Genomic DNA, 16,667 nt, shown 5'->3' with positions numbered 1-16,667 from the left:
CCTCAAAAAATGAAAGAAGATTTATACGATGACCTTTTAAACGAAAAAGAGGAAAAAACAGATTTCCAAGCCCTCTTTTTCAAATACATCATTCATTGGCCCTGGTTTGTGGCAAGCGTATTGATATGCACTGGCCTGGCCTTTGCTTATCTCCGTTACCAAATACCCGTCTACGAAGTGTCATCTTCTATCCTAATTAAAGAAGACGACAAGAAAAGTACCAACAATGCACTGTCTGCCATGCAGGATTTTGGTATGCTTTCCATGACCAGCAACTTTGACAATGAGCTGGAAATTCTGAAATCAAGGACACTCATCAAGAAAGTCGTGTCACGTCTGAACCTTTATACTAACATCGCCATCGAACAATCTTTCGGCTACGATGTTCCACTTTACAAAAACTCCCCTCTTGATGTGTTCATGACCGCCGAGGAAGCTGACAAACTGGAAGGGAACATTCGGCTGGAACTGATATACTCCCCTACCGGCCAACTGATTGTCACAGCCTTTTATATACAAAACGGAGACAAGCAAGAAACGACCAAATCTTTCGACGAACTACCTGCCATTCTACCACTCCCGGTAGGTGTCATCACCATTTCGCACAATGATTCATCGCCTGCTCCGCAAGAGCCCGTCAATCTGAAGGCTATCATCAGTACCCCCACTGCCGCAGCAGCAGGCTATAGGGCAGGTCTGACCGTAGCCCCTATATCCAATACCAGTACCATTGCCACCATCAGTGTACAAAACACCCATATACAACGAGCCTCCGATTTCACCCAAGAACTGATAATACTCTATAATCAGGACACCAACACCGAAAAGAATGAAGTGGCCCAGAAAAGCGCCGACTTCATCGAGGAACGTATCAGCATCATCAACCACGAACTGGGCACCACAGAAACCGAACTGGCGGAATTCAAGCAACGCGCCGGACTGACCGACATCAGCAGCGACGCGCAGCTTGCCCTTCAGGAAAGTTCCAAGTATGAACAGCAATATGCAGAGAACGCCACCCAAATCAACCTCGTGAACTATCTGCGCGACTACATCAACAATCCTGCAAACAACGACGAGATCATCCCTGCCAACGTAGGACTGAGCGACATGAACCTGACCTCCGCCATAGACAAGTACAACAATCTCATCGTGGAGCGTAAGCGCCTGCTACGTACCTCCTCCGAAAGCAATCCCGCCATCATCAATCTGAACACGGGGATCGAGGCCATGCGCCACAATGTGAAAACCACCGTAAACAGTGTTTTGAAAGGCCTGCAAATCACCCGGAGCAACATCGACCGACAGTCGCGCAAGTACGAAAGCCGCATCAGCAACGCCCCCAAGCAGGAGCAGGAGTTCATGAGTATCGCACGCCAGCAGGAAATCAAGGCCACCCTCTACATCATGCTGCTGCAGAAACGCGAGGAAAACGCCATCACACTGGCTGCAACCGCTAACAATGGACGCATTATCGAAGAACCCATGCCTGCCGGCATCGTTTCTCCCCAAGGCAAAAAAATCTATATGATTACCTTTGTCATCGGCATCGGCATTCCCTTGGGCATCATTTTCCTATTGAACCTGCTCCGTTTCCGCATTGAAGGGCATACCGATGTGGAAAAGCTCACAAAGGTTCCCATTATCGGTGACATCCCCCTTACCGGTTCAAACAAGCATGAAGAGTCTGCCATTGCCGTACGCGAAAACGACAACGACATCATGACGGAAACCTTCCGCAGCCTGCGCACCAACCTGCTCTTCATGATGGGCGATCCGGATAAGAAAGTCGTCCTGGTTACCTCCACCATAAGCGGTGAAGGCAAGACTTTCATAGCTTCCAACCTCGCCCTCAGTCTGGCGCTGCTCGGCAAAAAGGTCATTCTGGTAGGATTGGATATACGCAAACCGGGATTGAACAAGTTGTTCCATCTTTCACACAAAGAAAAAGGAATCACCCAATACCTTGTCGCCCCCAAATCCACAGACCTTCATGCGCTGATACAGCCTTCCGGCATAACTTCCAACCTCGACCTGCTATTGGGCGGTCCCATCCCACCCAATCCTACGGAACTACTGGCACGCCAGTCACTGGAAGACACCATCAGTACATTACGCAAAGAATATGACTATATCGTACTGGATACAGCCCCTATCGGCATGGTGACCGACACGCTCATCCTTTCGCGCGTAGCGGACGCCAGCATCTACGTCTGTCGTGCAGATTATACGCATAAGACCGATTACCAGCTCATCAACGAGCTTCAGGAGCATCATCGTCTCCCCAACTTATGCACAGTAGTCAACGGAATCGATATGAAGAAGAAAAAATACGGTTATTACTACGGCTATGGTAAATACGGAAAGTATTACGGCTACGGTAAGAAATACGGATACAGTTGAGTTAGCGACTAGCTATTAAGAGTTGAGAGTAAATAATCGAGTGTCTAATTTTTAATTTCTAATTTCTAATTTCTAATTTTTAATTAACCCCGCCCCTCCAATGTGACAGGCGACCGCGTAGCGCGCCCGAACCTCAACTATTTATGAACCATAGAAATACACCTTTAAAGGATTTTACATGAACCATACTGATATCACCCCTCATATTATTCCTCGTCGCCAATGGCTGGTGGCATACGTGCAGTCTTGTCTGGAAAAGAAGACTGCCGAACGGCTGAAAGCTATGGGAGTGGAATATTACTTACCCATACAAAGCGAAATACGCCAATGGAGCGACCGGCGCAAGAAAGTGGACCGCCTGGTCATCCCGATGATGATTTTCGTGCATGTCACTCCGCAGGAACGCCCCCTGCCGCTTACCTTACAAGCTATCAGTCGGTACATGGTATTGCGCGGTGAAAGCCGTCCCGCCGTCATTCCCGAGGAACAGATGGAACGTTTCCGCTTTATGCTGGATTATAGCCCGGAGGCTGTAGAGATTTGCAGTACACCTCTGGCAGCAGGTGATGCCGTGAAAGTAATAAAAGGCCCCCTTGCCGGATTGGAGGGAGAACTGGTCATGATAGGAGGAAAAAGCAAAGTGGCAGTCCGGCTGGATATGCTGGGCTGCGCACATGTGGACATGCCGATAGGATACGTGGAGAGAATTAATTTTTAATTGTCTCGTATTCGCTTTTGGCGTCAAAACAAGGACAAGCCTTATGGATAGAGGAACTGAGTTGCCGATGCCCTGAAATACGGGCATTGGGATAGTCGGTCTTCAGCTGCCGAAGCAAGTCAAGCAAAGAGCATTTCTGCGCATAGGTACGTGTATCGGCAGGGACACCATTCTCGTCGAGCCCACCCTCATAGCAGATGCCGATACTCTTGTCGTTCCAGCCGGTGGCATGGGCTCCAATCTGATGAACCGGGCGACAAATATGCACCTCGCCGTCACGGGTGATGTAGAAATGATAACCGATATCGGCAAAGCCCCGTGCCAGATGACTGCGGCGAAGCGCCTCCACCGAGAAGTGACGGTCACAGCGCGTAGCGCTGCAATGAACTACCAGGAGGGTTACCTCCCGATAGTTCTGATAGAAACTGCCTGCTTTCATCCGGCTAACGGTTGATGCAGGAAGTCAAGCCAAACACTCCGGCCAATGTAGTGGCCACGGTAATAATCACTTTAAGGACAATGCCCCATACAGATTTTGATTTTGTTTTCTCACTCATAACAATTTGCAATTAAGGAATTAAACACTATGGTTAGCTGCATTTTTTAGACAGAAGAACATATTTATTTTCTCTCTTTTGTCTTTTCGTTTCATCCTAACGGATTTTCCCCCTGGTCTCCGTCCGAACCGCCTCCCGGGTTGCTGCCTCCACCGGCATCTTCACCCCCGCCAGTGGCTCCGGTCAGGTCCACGGTAGTCTTTCCGGCCTTCAGGGCTTTCACCACGGCACGGGCTGCACTTCGGGTTGCCACCAGATTGAATTCCGCCTCCTCCAGCAGCTCTCCAAAACGCTGGCCGCAGGTCCAGTTCACATTCAGCCTACGGATATGGATGGCAGGATTGAACTCCTTGGCAGAAGCCGCGCCGATACTGTTGATGCTGATGTAGAAACTCCCCAGGTCGCCCAACTGGATTTTTTGTCCGGCCAGCAACTGCTCCCGCATGCAATCCACGGACATGGTGAGGATGGCAACGATATCCGAACGCTTGTACACGCAGCCATGACTGGCTATATGCTCGGCAAAGCGGTTGATGTCCATCACTTCCGAATACTGCGCACTTGCGTACGCTTTTTTGGCAACCGTCTTATCGGTAGGATTGCCACGCATCACGATACTGTAGTTAATCATAAATTAAAAATTATAAGTTAAAAATTAAAAGATAGGGAGACGATACTAATCCCAGGGGCTTACGATTACTAATCTTCGCGCGTCACGATTACTAATCTTCACCCCTCATCGTCTGACAGAACAAAGATACGACGTACCTCCGGGCAGAATAAGAGATGCGGTGAAGTGATATGAAGGGATGTGGGAAAATGTGAGATTAGGTAAGATTATACCGGGTTCCGGCAATGGGTATACAGAAAAAATTCCGTACATTTACAGTGTAATAACCAGTTAAAGCATTGTTTATGAAGTACGTTGAAGACTACGAAAATATCCCCGGCAAAGAGTGGCCCGTCCGCCCCTATTACAAACGTGAACTGGCAGAGGCATACGCCCCCACCATTTCACCGGCATCCGCACTCAACCGCTTGTCCAAATGGATGAAGCTGAATTTGGAACTGGACGAAGCCCTGCGGCATACCGGCTACAAAGGCTCCCAGAAAATATTCACCTCCCTACAGGTGGAACTTATATTCAGGTATTTAGGAAAACCATGAAAGAATCAATCCCCCACATAGCGCGCCATGGCGCATTGGTTGCGGTAGATTTCATCCCCTTTCAGCTCGACCACCCGATAACCACGGCGGCCACCGGAACGGACAGCCTCATAGCCCTCCTGCTTCATCACCAGACCGAGGCGCGTGGGACTCAAGGGTTGCCGGATACCTATGTTGATATGTCCCAGTATCTGGGCATTGGTCAAGAACATACACTCCTCGCCCGGTATGGGGCGGCGATAGTACACCTGAACGAGCTCACGCTCCAGGCAGGGCACCTCAAAATAACGGTTATGAAGATTCACGGCATCAATCTCCTCCTGCTCAAACCAGTAGTGGAAGCCGCTCTTCCAGAGGGCATAGCCTTGCGCATACACTCCGGCATAATCTATGGGATAATCGAAAGGACTGTCTATGGAATCCACCTCGAAGGGAAGCCAACGGCGGTTGCCACTGAGGTCGTTGAGGAAGGTGACGTTGTTGCTCGTGCCACAGAAACTGGCAATATGCGGACGGCTCTCCTTGAAGTGTCCGTAGGCGGCACGCTCGTTCACGTCTGTCATGCCGGTGATGGCCTTCAACTGGCTGACCTGGGCAGAGGTCATCTCCTCCAGCTCTTCAAGGCATACCAGTGCAAACTCGGTCAGCGTAAAAAGGTCGTCCTTGCTGACGCGCCGGCTGTTGCTTTTCACGTAAAAATAACGCTGAAGTTCGACAGGAAGCAGACGCTGCATCCAGGTAGTCTTGTAGATGCCCTGCTTACCGATGAAGACCAGAATCTCATGATTCACCACCTTGGTATCGAGCAGCGAAGCAATGGTGGCCACCAGCCACTTCTTGAAGTAGATGCCGAAAAGCTTCTGGTCGTCCTTCACATGTACGCCGGCAGCCAGACGGGCAATAGGGTCAGTAGTACCGTCCCAAGTAGGCAGCCCCTCCAGATAGGCTACAAAGGGATTGAAAAGCGGCGTGTACTCCGAATCGAGCACGGAACGTATGTCAGCAATGCGGGCAAGCATCCCTGCCTTGTTCATGCGGCTCCACAACGTGTTGACGTAGCGGTCGGTCAGCTCCGCATACTCCTCTCCGCAGTCGGCCATCAGGACTTCGAACTTGCCGCTCACCGTATTTTTGCGGAACTTCGCCTGTTCGGAAAGGAACTGCTCGATATCTGCCACCGTGGCAAACTTTTCATCGTCCTCTCCCCTGCGGACAAGGGAACGGGTGCCATGCTCCCCGGTATTCGCGTAGCAGGAGCCGATGACAGCTGCCACATCCCCGTCATAGTCAGGAAAGTGCTCCGCTGCCCAAGCAGCGGCTGTCTTCCGGGCCACTCCGTACTGGTTGAGCAGATAACCCATGCGCATCACGTACTCATTATGATGATGTTCACAATAACTCACTCCCTCCTCTTCCAGCAGGCGTTCGGCAGCTTTCACTGCCTTCTCCAAACGTTTGTTACGCTTTGCCGGCACAACTTCGGAAGCGCTATCCTGCGGTTGGGGAGCAATCGGACTATTTTGGAGAACAAAGGCTGCGGCACTTGGATTGTAATATACATGAGGATCGGAAGCCAGTCCGCTGATACGGGTAGCATTCTTGCACTGCCCGTCACTTTCGAAGCCCACCAGGCAGGAATAGTAGTCGTTGACTTGATTGAAATACTTGGCGTATTGCCGGAAGGCTTTTCCCTTTTCCGCTCCGTTCAGGTCATCGATGCGGCAGATGATACGGATGCCATGACCGCTGATGGTGGTGTAGGCCATCAATGTATACTTGTCGGCACAAATCAATGTCAGTGTGGCAGCCATCCGCTCGGGAGCGATATGGTCCAGGTCGACCAAGGTATAGCCGGTCCAGGCACAGATATGTTCGCGGGTCTTCCCACCTTCAAAGCAGACGGCAACAGCGAAGCAGGGACAGCCGGACTTCTCGCGGTCGGCATCCCTACGCAGGTCTTGCTGCAAGTAGTAGCGATGTTTCTCGGTGCGGTCTCGCAGGGCAGCGTCGCATTTAATGATGTTGACTATTTCTTCAAGAGAAGTTTCTACTGATTCTGTGTCCGAATAGCCTCTGAAAAGGCTGATATTGCGGTGTTCCATAATTTACTGATTTTTGTTTATGTTTAAAATTACGACGCGAAGGAACGCATAAGTGCCCAGATACACAAATCCGGTCGTTTCCACTACATGGAAATGATTTCGCTTGTTTTTATTATTGTTTAACAATTAAAAGAGTCAACATGACAAAGAAAGAGCCGGTGACACCGGCATTCGGAGCCTTTCTCTGCAAACTCCAGAGTGAGCAGTTGGTTAACGGCAGACGTCTGACCAACGCAACCATCGCCCAAGAGACGATGATGAGTACCAAAACTTACAACCTTTTAAAAAAGGGCTGAGTAACAACATCAACCAGATACATGCCATAACGCATTTCTGGAGGTCTTTTCAGAAAACAAATTCGGAAAGGGAAAGGTTCGAGCAAGAAGTAGCCGATTGCCTGGAAAGTGATTTGAGGCATTACAGAATCCATACGGGAGTCTTGAAACCTTAACTTCACCCGAAGCGATGACACTTGTGGCACCCTTTTTCCAATACTTTCTATAGGCTGATATTTATCACACACAAACAATACAAGTTTGTGCATATTGATAATTTGCCTCGCGCGCGTAACATGTATTTATGTTTAAGGGGTGACACAGGTGTCAACTTGACTTTGAAACAACGGTACGGAAATTAGGAAAATACGCAACGACGGCTATGTCTACATAGACAAGACGGCCCTTATTCACAAGTTAGTGAACAGTGGCAGTTACTACTTCCTGAGCCGCCCGCGCCGCTTCGGCAAGAGCCTGCTCATATCTACCCTGGAAGCCTACTTCCAAGGCAAGCGGGAGCTTTTCGAAGGACTGGCAATGGAAAAGCTGGAGAAAAACTGGGTGAAACGCCCCGTGCTGCACCTGGACCTGAACATTGGAAAATATGACACGCCGGACAGTCTGGACAAGATTTTGGACAATGCCCTCTCGCAATGGGAAGCAATCTACGGCACGGGGATAGCGGAAACCACCTTGGCGCTACGCTTCAAAGGCATCCTTGAACGCGCTTACAAGCAAACGAGCGAGCGAGCTGGAACGGCACTACCAGAACGTGCTCTTCATTGTCTTCAAACTGGTAGGTTTCTATACCCAGGCAGAATATCATACGTCCGAAGGACGGATTGACCTCGTGGTAAAAACTACGGACTACATCTACGTGATGGAGTTCAAACTGGAAGGCACTGCCAAAGAGGCCATCGCCCAGATAGAAGAAAAGCATTACGCCCACCCCTTCGAGACGGATTCACGGAAGTTGTTCAAGATTGGAATCAATTTCAGCAATAAGATGAGGAACATAGAGAGGTGGATCGTCAAAAACAACTAAATATTTACACAAAAACAATAATGTTTGCATATTCCAAAATATAATCACCATTTTTGTGAATATCATTATATAAATGTTGCAAACAAAAAAGTCATAATGTAACATTATGCTTTGCGCTATTTGCAAAAGTTCAAAGTATATGCAAAACATGTCGATTCAATCACAAAATAACAAACGATTAGCCAAAAACACATTGATTCTATATGCCCGCATGCTGTTCACTGTAGGCATCAGTTTCTATTCTACCCGTTTGATACTCGCCAATTTGGGAGTATCAGATTATGGTGTCTATAATGTTATAGGAGGCTTTGTGTCCATGTTTTATATGGTGACAGCCACCATGACACAGGCAGTGAGCCGTTTCCTTACATTTGAATTAGGCAGGAATGATCCGAAAAAGTTGCAGCAAACATTCTCCACATCCCTAAATATTCTTCTCCTTCTTGCTCTGTTAGTAGTGCTGTTGAGCGAGACCATAGGCTTATGGTTTGTCAATACAAAGCTGAATATCGAACCAGACCGTATGACTGTTGCAAATTGGATTTATCAGTTCTCCCTTCTCTCTTTTGTTCTTGAGATGATTAGCGTGCCTTATAGTGCTTCGGTTATCTCGCACGAGAAAATGGGAGCATTTGCTTTCGTTACCATAGCCAAGGTCTTTTTGACGTTTGGCATAGCCCTATCGCTTGCTGCCAGCCCCATTGACAAACTGGTGTTCTATGGGATTCTTGTACTTGCTGTATCTGTCTCCATTCAATTGATGTACTGGATATATTGTAAGAAGAATTTCCCCGAATGCCAATACTCTACACATATTGACAAAGTCTTGTTCAAAGACATGTTCGGTTTTGCAGGATGGAACTTTCTGACAACCTGCACTTCCATGCTAAGCAGTCAAGGAGTAGGCATCATGCTTAACATGCACTTTGGTACGGCAATCAATGCAGCCCGTGGTATAGCTTCTCAAATCAATGGGACAGTAGGTGCTTTCTCTCGAAATTTCACTACAGCATTAAATCCACAGATAACAAAATCGTATGCAACCGGAGATATAGCATATACAACAAAACTGGTTTGCAGAGGAGCAAAATTCTCATACCTGCTATTTCTCTTCATCGCACTTCCATGCATGTTCGAAGTTGATTTTTTTCTTTCCAAATGGCTGACAGAAGTGCCTACTTACGCTGGTATTTTTGTCCAGTTGACATTTCTCAACACCTTAGTTGAAACACTACTAAACTCAAATGAGACGTTAAACAGAGCTTCCGGAAAAATCCGCAAATTCCAGATTATCATCAGTGTGGCCCAACTGCTAATTCTCATTGTTTCCTACATAGTACTTGAGATAACAGGCAATTCCATTTTGACTGTAGCAGTTACAAATGTCATTTATCTGTTGATTTTCATTCCACGCATTACAGTAAACAAACCCTTTATCGGAATAACATTCGGATATTTTTTCAAACATACGTTAAGAGGAGTCTTGATTGTAACCTGTATCTCAACTCTTGTATGCTTTGCATTCCTATCCGGTATGGAACAAGGTTGGATTCGTTTGTTCGGGACAAGTATCGTATCCACCCTAACAATAGCGATTACTTCATGGTTTTTTGCCTTAACGAAAGGTGAGAGAGAGAAAACAAGCGCTTTTATCAGAAAGAAAATTTACGCCATAAAACAAAACTAATGTTCAGAAACAGAACTACATTAATGTGCCTCTCTATCCTGGGCGTCATTTGCTATCATCTGTGCCTACGTGGCATACACATCGGTCGGTTGAATGTAGGATATGCTGGAACAGATGTCTTCATGTTGCTGAGCGGATATGGCATTGCCAAGTCGCTTGCCCACAATTCCATAAAACAATTCTATATACATAGGCTCCGGCGAATCCTTCCATTGTGGATTGTCATGATAAGCTCTGTATGTATAATAAATTTAATATTAGGAGTGGGAAATCTTGGTTTAGATATATTCCTGCTCAATATCACATCACTTTCATTCTATTACAACCCTGACTTGCTGCCCGAATGGTATCTTTCCACCTTGCTCCTATTCTATGCTGTCAGCCCGTTACTAAAAATGCTTTTGGAAAAAGGTAGTTGGGGGTTAGTGATACTCATCAGTTTGGTTGTTGTCTTGGAAGAGGAATTTTTAGGAACCGGAAGATGGCAGTATGATAATGCGGTCGCCCGTTTCCCTCTTTATCTGCTGGGTATGCAGTGTGCCCTCAGTAACAAAGAGGATTTGCCTTATAAGGTCACCATTCCTTTGTTTCTATTAAGTGTTGCTTTCTTTTTTCAGGGACATCACTACCTATTTTCCGCATGTGCTGTGCTCCTCGCCATCCAAATAGCAAATATACTCATTGATAAATGGGGAGTCTTAAAGAACAAACTATTCAATTGGATTGGTACACACACTTTGGATATATATGTTGGCAATACTATAGCAGCGGTAATAGCCGAGCTGATTTTCTCTCCCGAAATGAATGTGTTTGACAAAATTTCCATCGACATAATGATGACTATAGGCCTGTCCCTATTGCTTTGGAAACTTAATTCACAACTACAAGATTTATGGTAAGAAAATATTTTCATTATCTCACAGACACTATTACATGTAGATTCAACCGGCAGTTTTCTCTAAAAAAAGCCAATATGAAATGGATAGCCTACAATATAGGAGATCCGCAAGACAACAACTGCATCAAAGTTGAAAACAGTACCGTCACTCACACATCTATTAATATTACGGGTAAAAACAACCGCATCATCGTGCGCAACGGGGCAAAGATGTTCTTCGGAGGGATAAAGATTATAGGAAATGACAATGAGGTAGTGTATGATGGTTGTAAAGCTATGATTAATGTATTTATGAAGGGAAATGGATGCAAAATTACAGTCGGAAGAGGCTCTCTGATAGACGAGAGCACAAGTATAGTACTAATGGGACAGGGCAACCGTGTGGAAATCGGTGAAGAGTGTATGTTTGCAGAGAAGGTTGAGATTTGGGCATCAGATACCCACCTTATCACAGACCTGCAAGGCAATCCATTAAACCCCTCGAAACCGGTCGTCATAGGCAAGCATGTATGGCTCGGCAAAGGGGTAAACGTGATGAAAGGCGTAACAATAGGAGAACATACAACCGTAGGCTTAGGAAGCATCGTAACAAAAGACCTCCCACCTCATTGCATCGCGGCAGGTAGTCCGGCAAAGGTGGTAAGGACCGGAACAGACTGGCATTTAGGACATACTAATATATAAAAAATGATACTACATCTGATACTTTCTTTGATACTAAGCATAGAAACCATCATCATCATTGATTTTGCCATGGTGTTAAAGGGCATACATTTCAAATTAAGCCTATATGGTATATCATTGCTATCACAATTCATACTATTAGCATTTTGTTCGGATACTCCCAACATATTACTTTTTACATTAGCTGCCACACTGTTCCTTATTCCTTGGGTAATGTATCTTCTGTGGCTTCCATTCGCAAAAACCTCACACGATTTTGAAGATGTTGATAATGGGAAAACAGCATGTTATGGCAACAAAAAAGTATTGCTGATAGTACCCCATCAAGACGATGAAATCAATGCGCTGGGCGGTATTTTTGAAGAGTTTATCAAATATGGTAGCACTGTACACATCGTATATGCCATAACAAACGGAACAATACAAGGTTTTAGATATACTGAAGCATTAAATTTGTGCAAACACATTGGCATTCCGGACTCTAATGTCACATTCCTTGGATATGGATTTATACATAGTAAAAAGGCGAACATACCTACCGTAACTAAAGGTACACAGAATGTTCCTGCATATAAAGAAGGTCAAGCCTTAACAAGAGAAAATATGGTGAACGACCTAAAAGAGATTATATTGCTGCAAAAACCAGATATTATTTTTGGTAGTGATTACGATTACCATGAAGAACATCATCTTGTAACTATTGCCATTGATGAGGCTTTGGGAAAAGTGCTAAAATCAAAGTCAAAGTATCGTCCTATGGTGATGAAGAGCTATGCTTACCGAACTACATGGGAATCTTATCCAGATTATTACAAAAATAATATCCGTTCTACACTTTACAAGAAAGCTACGGTGGAAACCTATCCGTGGGAAGAACGGTTGCGTCTGCCCATAGCAGCACACCTATTGAACAGAAGTCTACTCCGTTCAGATATTTTCCGGCAATATAAAACCTTCAAGTCACAGAGAGCTGCAATGCGAGCTATCAATTTCAATGCCGATAAAGTGGCATGGCAACGCCGTTCAGACTCTTTACTACTACAGGCTACCATTCAGGTTTCATCCGGCAAGGGAAGCAAATTGAACGACTTCTTACTCTATGATAAAAGTGAGACCTTTATGTTGAATCGTGACAGCTTCCCCACCGAGGGAGCATGGATACCGGAAGAAACGGATAAAGAAAAGAAAGTTACTTTTACCTTGGCAAATCCATCACGTATTGAATATCTTCTGCTTTATCAGAATACTTGGAACAGCAATGTGGTGGAGAAAGTATCTATCTCATTTAACAATGAGAAACCTACCCAATATTCTTTAAGGACAGACGGTTATCCAACACGCATACATGTAAGAAAAGAAGATGTGGATTTTTTCACCATACGCATTATAAACAGCAGGGGCGCAAATGCCGGCCTCACAGAAGTGGAAGCATTTGAATGTAAAGAAGAGCAACCATTCAGCCTGATTAAATTGATGAATACATCGGAAGATTTCGTTTACGATTATTGGATAAATACATCGGGAGAGGAATCTTTCTTACTTTATGCCAAGGGTGATGCCTTGCCTCTTTCCGCAGCAGATTATTCCATTAGTGTGGACAATCCCAAATGCAAAGCTTTTATTATAGGGGCTGAAATAAAAGTTTACTGTCCTAAAGGTGAACAGACTCGCTTGATAGTAACATCCGTAAACTCACTGTATTCAGACACCGTCATACTTTCCAATCCCAACAAAATGAAACGCCTCCGCTGTGCTATTGGACAAAAAACGGAAGCTATATATTACGGTATTTTCATCGGAGATACACACAGAAAAGCAACTTCTCTCTCCATCTTGTCGATGATAAAGAGTCACCTATGTTTTATTCAAAAATAGGTCAAGATTACACTCTATTAATCTACATTATGCACGTGTCAGTAATATTTTTCATCACACGATTGATAAAAGACAATACATTCATAAACCCAATTTATGACTATTGTGGAGCAATCATTGTGTTTATTATCACACTACTATCATATAGTATCAAAGAAGGAACTTTTCTGTTTACAAAAAGTAAAAAAATCAACGAATGAATAGCTACAAATTATACGCAGTAAACTACGCTGATCCAGCATACGAATTCCGTCGCAAAGTAAATACCGATTCACTCAAAAAATTTGGAAAAGTGGATGAAGTGTTTGAATATGGTTCAGCAAGCATCCCCGAATTCATTGAAGCTCATCCTGATTTGTTTAAATACAAATTCGGAGCAGGCATGCATTCTTGGAAGCCTTATATCATTTTAAAGGCACTTGACAATATCAAAGACGGTGATTGGCTGTTTTATTGTGACTGCGGTGCAGAGATTATAGACGATGTACATAAGTTGACAGACCATGCAATAACAGATGGTGAAGACTTTATGGTGTTCCAACTGCTTTGGGCTACCACACGAGAGTACACAAAAGCGGAAGTCATTAGGTGGCTTTATGTGGAGAATCCCGATTTGCCGCAGGTGTTAAGTGGATTCATCTTTATGAAAAAGAATACCAAAACCGTCGCCTTGATTCAAGAATGGCTTAACTTATGTATAGTGGAAAAGTACATTGCATGTGAACGTTTTGATGAGACAATACCTAATGACCCGATTTTTAAAGTGCATCGTGACGATCAGTCGTTACTTGACATCGTTGTTCGCAAACACGGCATACGCCCCTATCGCGACCCGTCGGACTACGGTCTGCGCAGCTATTTCTGGCAACCCTTGGGGAAAGACGAGCGGCGGAGCGATTATCCCGTAGTGGTGCTATCGTTCCGGCGAGCCGATGCAGCAGAATACAAGAAGACATATTTCCAACGCTATCGCCTATGGCAATTATGCTTAGGACATTATGGTATCTACCGCAGGATCAAGAAACTCTTGATAAAAGCCGGAATATTGAGACGCGAACCTTCTGGTTTAGGTATATGACACCAGTACACTACAACCTACGCTCACTTAACTTGCCGAAGAAGATCGGGTGTATACTACAGATTGTAGAATGGTAGGTTCACATCATACCTTTGTAGCATTTCGGATTAAATTATAAAAGGACATTTAAAATTCAAGGAATTCATGAAACTTAGACTTTTTGGACCAGGTGGTCGTGTATGGCGATTGGCTTTCCGAATAAAATACACCGCTAAATCATTAAAATACAGACAATTATACAATATAGGGGGGGGGTAAAAACAAGAACCTGTATTTCTATGTAATCGGTATTACGATGAAAAACGAAGGCTTCTTCAGTATGGCAAACAAAACAAGAGCACATATAATATATGCACTTGACAATGGCCTGACACCAGTTGTCAATTGGAGGGATTTCCCGAATCCATACTTGCGCAACGATGGCACAAACCCATGGGAATACTTTTTTGAGCAACCCTGCGGGTATACGCTAAATGACGTGTACGGCTCAAAACATGCAAAATTCAGCATAGACAGTCCTTTCCCTAATCGCAAATATACGATATGGGACGTTTCATCTGCCGACAAAGCCACAAAAGAAAAACTAAAATCCGTTACAACGGAATATATCCGGCCCCAAAAAACATTAAAGGAGTATTTTTTGAAAGGGATGCCTGATGCTTTTAACGGAAACAACCACATTGTTGCATGTATATGCCGTGGAACGGACTATTTTGACACACCTTTGATTGGAATTGAGAAACAACCCACTCCACAAATGGCAATCGAGCAAGTAAGATGCATGATGAAGAAACATAACTGCAACATGGTTTATTGCGCTACGGAAGACGAACGCATATACCGGATGTTCGAAAAAGAGTTTGGCGAGAAACTGATACCCAATACCCAGGAAAAATACGGGGACAACCATGGCAAGCTGTTGATGCAAATAAATAGAGAAGAGAAACGTGACATCCTTGAAATCACAAAGCAATATTATCGCTCCATGTATATTGTTTCACAATGTGACTGTCTTGTCGCCGGAGTTGTGAGCGGCACAAACGCCGTGTTGTGTATGCCCAACAAGTTTAAAGACACTTATATCTTTAAACTCGGCTGTGTCACGGAAGAAGATGTAAAAGAATACAGAACATTATGGGATTAACATATATCAAAAGCAGATTTCTTCATCCGGTAAAAATGAAGTGGTATGACCTCCAGATAGAAATTATCGGAGCATGGAAGTTTTTCTTGAAACGGCAACGTAGCGGTGAGCGCAAACTGACGAAAATTCATTACCAATCAACGGACAAAATCTGCGGAAACAAGCGGTCTACTGTCATTTATATGGCCAACGGATACACTTGGCATGGCGGACTGGCTGACAGGTTAAAAGGCATTGTGTCGCTTTACGCCTGGTGTAGCGACCACTCCAAACCATTCAAGATAAATTTCTGCCATCCGTTCCGGTTACATAACTACCTGATACCCAACGAATACGATTGGCAGATTGCCGATGAGGATATTTCGTATAATCCTTGTGAGGTAGCTGTCAAACAATGCCTCATAGCTCCTGTCTTGGCAGTACCTACGGTACAGCCAAGATTACCGGAACTGCTTGGCGAGTGGCTGGATGAGCATTTAGTACAAACAAATGCCCAGTTGCACGTATATACCAATATGCGATATGGCAACAGCCGATTTGCAGAACTATTCGGCAAGTTGTTCAAACCAGCTCCTCGTTTACAGAATTTGATAGATTACCACAAGGAACAGATAGGAGGGAAATATATTTCCATCTCATTTCGTTTTACCACTTTATTGGGAGATTTTACTGATTGTACGGGAGCGGCACTTCCGGTAGCCGAGCGTCAGCCACTGATTGAAAAATGCCTGCATGCCATTTCACAAATAGCGAAAACCGCACCTTCGCATGACAGAATCTTGGTAACGGCGGACAGTTCCACTTTTTTAGCGCAAGCTGCCGCTTTGTCTCATGTATATGTGATTCCCGGTAAGGTGGGGCATATTGATTACGATAATGATGATGACGTCAATATGAAGACATTCCTCGACTTTCTGCTTATCGCGGATGCGGAAGCCGTGTATCTGTGTAAAAGCGGCAAGATGTATAAAAGCGCTTTCGCGCAAACTGCCGCCATGGTACACAATAAACCTTTTGAAGTGAAAGAATGCTGA

At 45.0% G+C, this 16,667-nt stretch carries 15 protein-coding genes and 1 pseudogene; 12 read left to right on the top strand and 4 right to left on the bottom strand.

Features of this window, described 5'->3' with window-relative positions; genetic code table 11:
* Positions 1–9 precede the first annotated feature (9 nt).
* Both DW039_RS06235 and DW039_RS06230 read left to right on the top strand, forming a co-directional pair.
* A complete protein-coding gene (locus DW039_RS06235; protein WP_057256078.1) occupies positions 10–2,403 on the top strand; it encodes a polysaccharide biosynthesis tyrosine autokinase in 2,394 nt (797 codons plus the stop codon).
* Positions 2,404–2,581: 178 nt separating this feature from the next.
* The gene (locus DW039_RS06230; protein ID WP_005828025.1) at positions 2,582–3,121 is read left to right on the top strand and encodes a UpxY family transcription antiterminator; all 540 of its coding nucleotides are present in this window, start codon (positions 2,582–2,584) and stop codon (positions 3,119–3,121) included.
* Here DW039_RS06230 and DW039_RS06225 read toward each other — a convergent pair.
* The 3 genes from DW039_RS06225 to DW039_RS06220 all read right to left on the bottom strand — a co-directional run bounded on the left by DW039_RS06225 (position 3,111) and on the right by DW039_RS06220 (position 4,309).
* Complete coding sequence (locus DW039_RS06225; protein WP_005828023.1) at positions 3,111–3,560, bottom strand: N-acetylmuramoyl-L-alanine amidase; 450 nt, start codon at positions 3,558–3,560, stop codon at positions 3,111–3,113. The two genes, DW039_RS06230 and DW039_RS06225, sit on opposite strands and share 11 nt — an antisense overlap.
* 4 nt (positions 3,561–3,564) lie before the next feature.
* Positions 3,565–3,678, bottom strand: a complete 114-nt coding sequence (locus tag DW039_RS20890) for a smalltalk protein (protein WP_005828021.1) — start codon at positions 3,676–3,678, stop codon at positions 3,565–3,567.
* Positions 3,679–3,769: 91 nt separating this feature from the next.
* Positions 3,770–4,309, bottom strand: coding sequence for a hypothetical protein (locus DW039_RS06220; protein ID WP_005828019.1), 540 nt, complete (start codon positions 4,307–4,309; stop codon positions 3,770–3,772).
* A gap of 284 nt (positions 4,310–4,593) precedes the next feature.
* Here DW039_RS06220 and DW039_RS06215 point away from each other — a divergent pair, with 284 nt between their 5' ends.
* On the top strand, positions 4,594–4,845 hold the full coding sequence (locus DW039_RS06215) for a DUF4248 domain-containing protein (protein WP_005828017.1): 252 nt from the start codon (positions 4,594–4,596) through the stop codon (positions 4,843–4,845).
* A gap of 5 nt (positions 4,846–4,850) precedes the next feature.
* On the opposite strand, the gene DW039_RS06210 is transcribed toward DW039_RS06215, so the two are convergent.
* Positions 4,851–6,947 (bottom strand): BT4734/BF3469 family protein, encoded by a 2,097-nt coding sequence (locus tag DW039_RS06210; protein ID WP_120381814.1) that lies wholly within the window; start codon positions 6,945–6,947, stop codon positions 4,851–4,853.
* A 140-nt stretch (positions 6,948–7,087) separates the two neighbouring features.
* Here DW039_RS06210 and DW039_RS20885 point away from each other — a divergent pair, with 140 nt between their 5' ends.
* From DW039_RS20885 to DW039_RS06165, 9 genes and pseudogenes are all read left to right on the top strand, one after another.
* The gene (locus tag DW039_RS20885; RefSeq protein ID WP_165853103.1) at positions 7,088–7,243 is read left to right on the top strand and encodes a hypothetical protein; all 156 of its coding nucleotides are present in this window, start codon (positions 7,088–7,090) and stop codon (positions 7,241–7,243) included.
* Positions 7,244–7,579: 336 nt separating this feature from the next.
* Positions 7,580–8,267 (top strand): annotated as a pseudogene (locus DW039_RS06205) (AAA family ATPase).
* A gap of 139 nt (positions 8,268–8,406) precedes the next feature.
* Positions 8,407–9,954 (top strand): lipopolysaccharide biosynthesis protein, encoded by a 1,548-nt coding sequence (locus DW039_RS06200; RefSeq protein ID WP_117589204.1) that lies wholly within the window; start codon positions 8,407–8,409, stop codon positions 9,952–9,954.
* A complete protein-coding gene (locus tag DW039_RS06195) occupies positions 9,954–10,853 on the top strand; it encodes an acyltransferase (RefSeq protein WP_120381813.1) in 900 nt (299 codons plus the stop codon). Before DW039_RS06200 ends, DW039_RS06195 begins: the two co-directional genes overlap by 1 nt.
* A 74-nt stretch (positions 10,854–10,927) precedes the next feature.
* Positions 10,928–11,536, top strand: coding sequence for an acyltransferase (locus DW039_RS06190; protein WP_035448121.1), 609 nt, complete (start codon positions 10,928–10,930; stop codon positions 11,534–11,536).
* Positions 11,537–11,539: 3 nt separating this feature from the next.
* Positions 11,540–13,411, top strand: coding sequence for a PIG-L family deacetylase (locus DW039_RS06185; protein ID WP_120381812.1), 1,872 nt, complete (start codon positions 11,540–11,542; stop codon positions 13,409–13,411).
* Positions 13,412–13,607: 196 nt separating this feature from the next.
* Positions 13,608–14,489, top strand: a complete 882-nt coding sequence (locus tag DW039_RS06175; RefSeq protein WP_051642915.1) for a hypothetical protein — start codon at positions 13,608–13,610, stop codon at positions 14,487–14,489.
* 781 nt (positions 14,490–15,270) lie between these two features.
* A complete protein-coding gene (locus tag DW039_RS20805) occupies positions 15,271–15,633 on the top strand; it encodes a hypothetical protein (protein ID WP_133302534.1) in 363 nt (120 codons plus the stop codon).
* On the top strand, positions 15,624–16,667 hold the full coding sequence (locus tag DW039_RS06165; RefSeq protein WP_035448112.1) for a hypothetical protein: 1,044 nt from the start codon (positions 15,624–15,626) through the stop codon (positions 16,665–16,667). The genes DW039_RS20805 and DW039_RS06165 overlap by 10 nt, the downstream gene beginning before the upstream one ends.

Origin of the sequence: Bacteroides sp. AF39-16AC (assembly GCF_003602735.1) — a bacterium.
In the GTDB taxonomy this organism is placed as follows: domain Bacteria; phylum Bacteroidota; class Bacteroidia; order Bacteroidales; family Bacteroidaceae; genus Bacteroides; species Bacteroides uniformis.
Note: the sequence above shows the minus strand (reverse complement) of the source record. Positions and strands in the feature narration are given on the sequence as shown.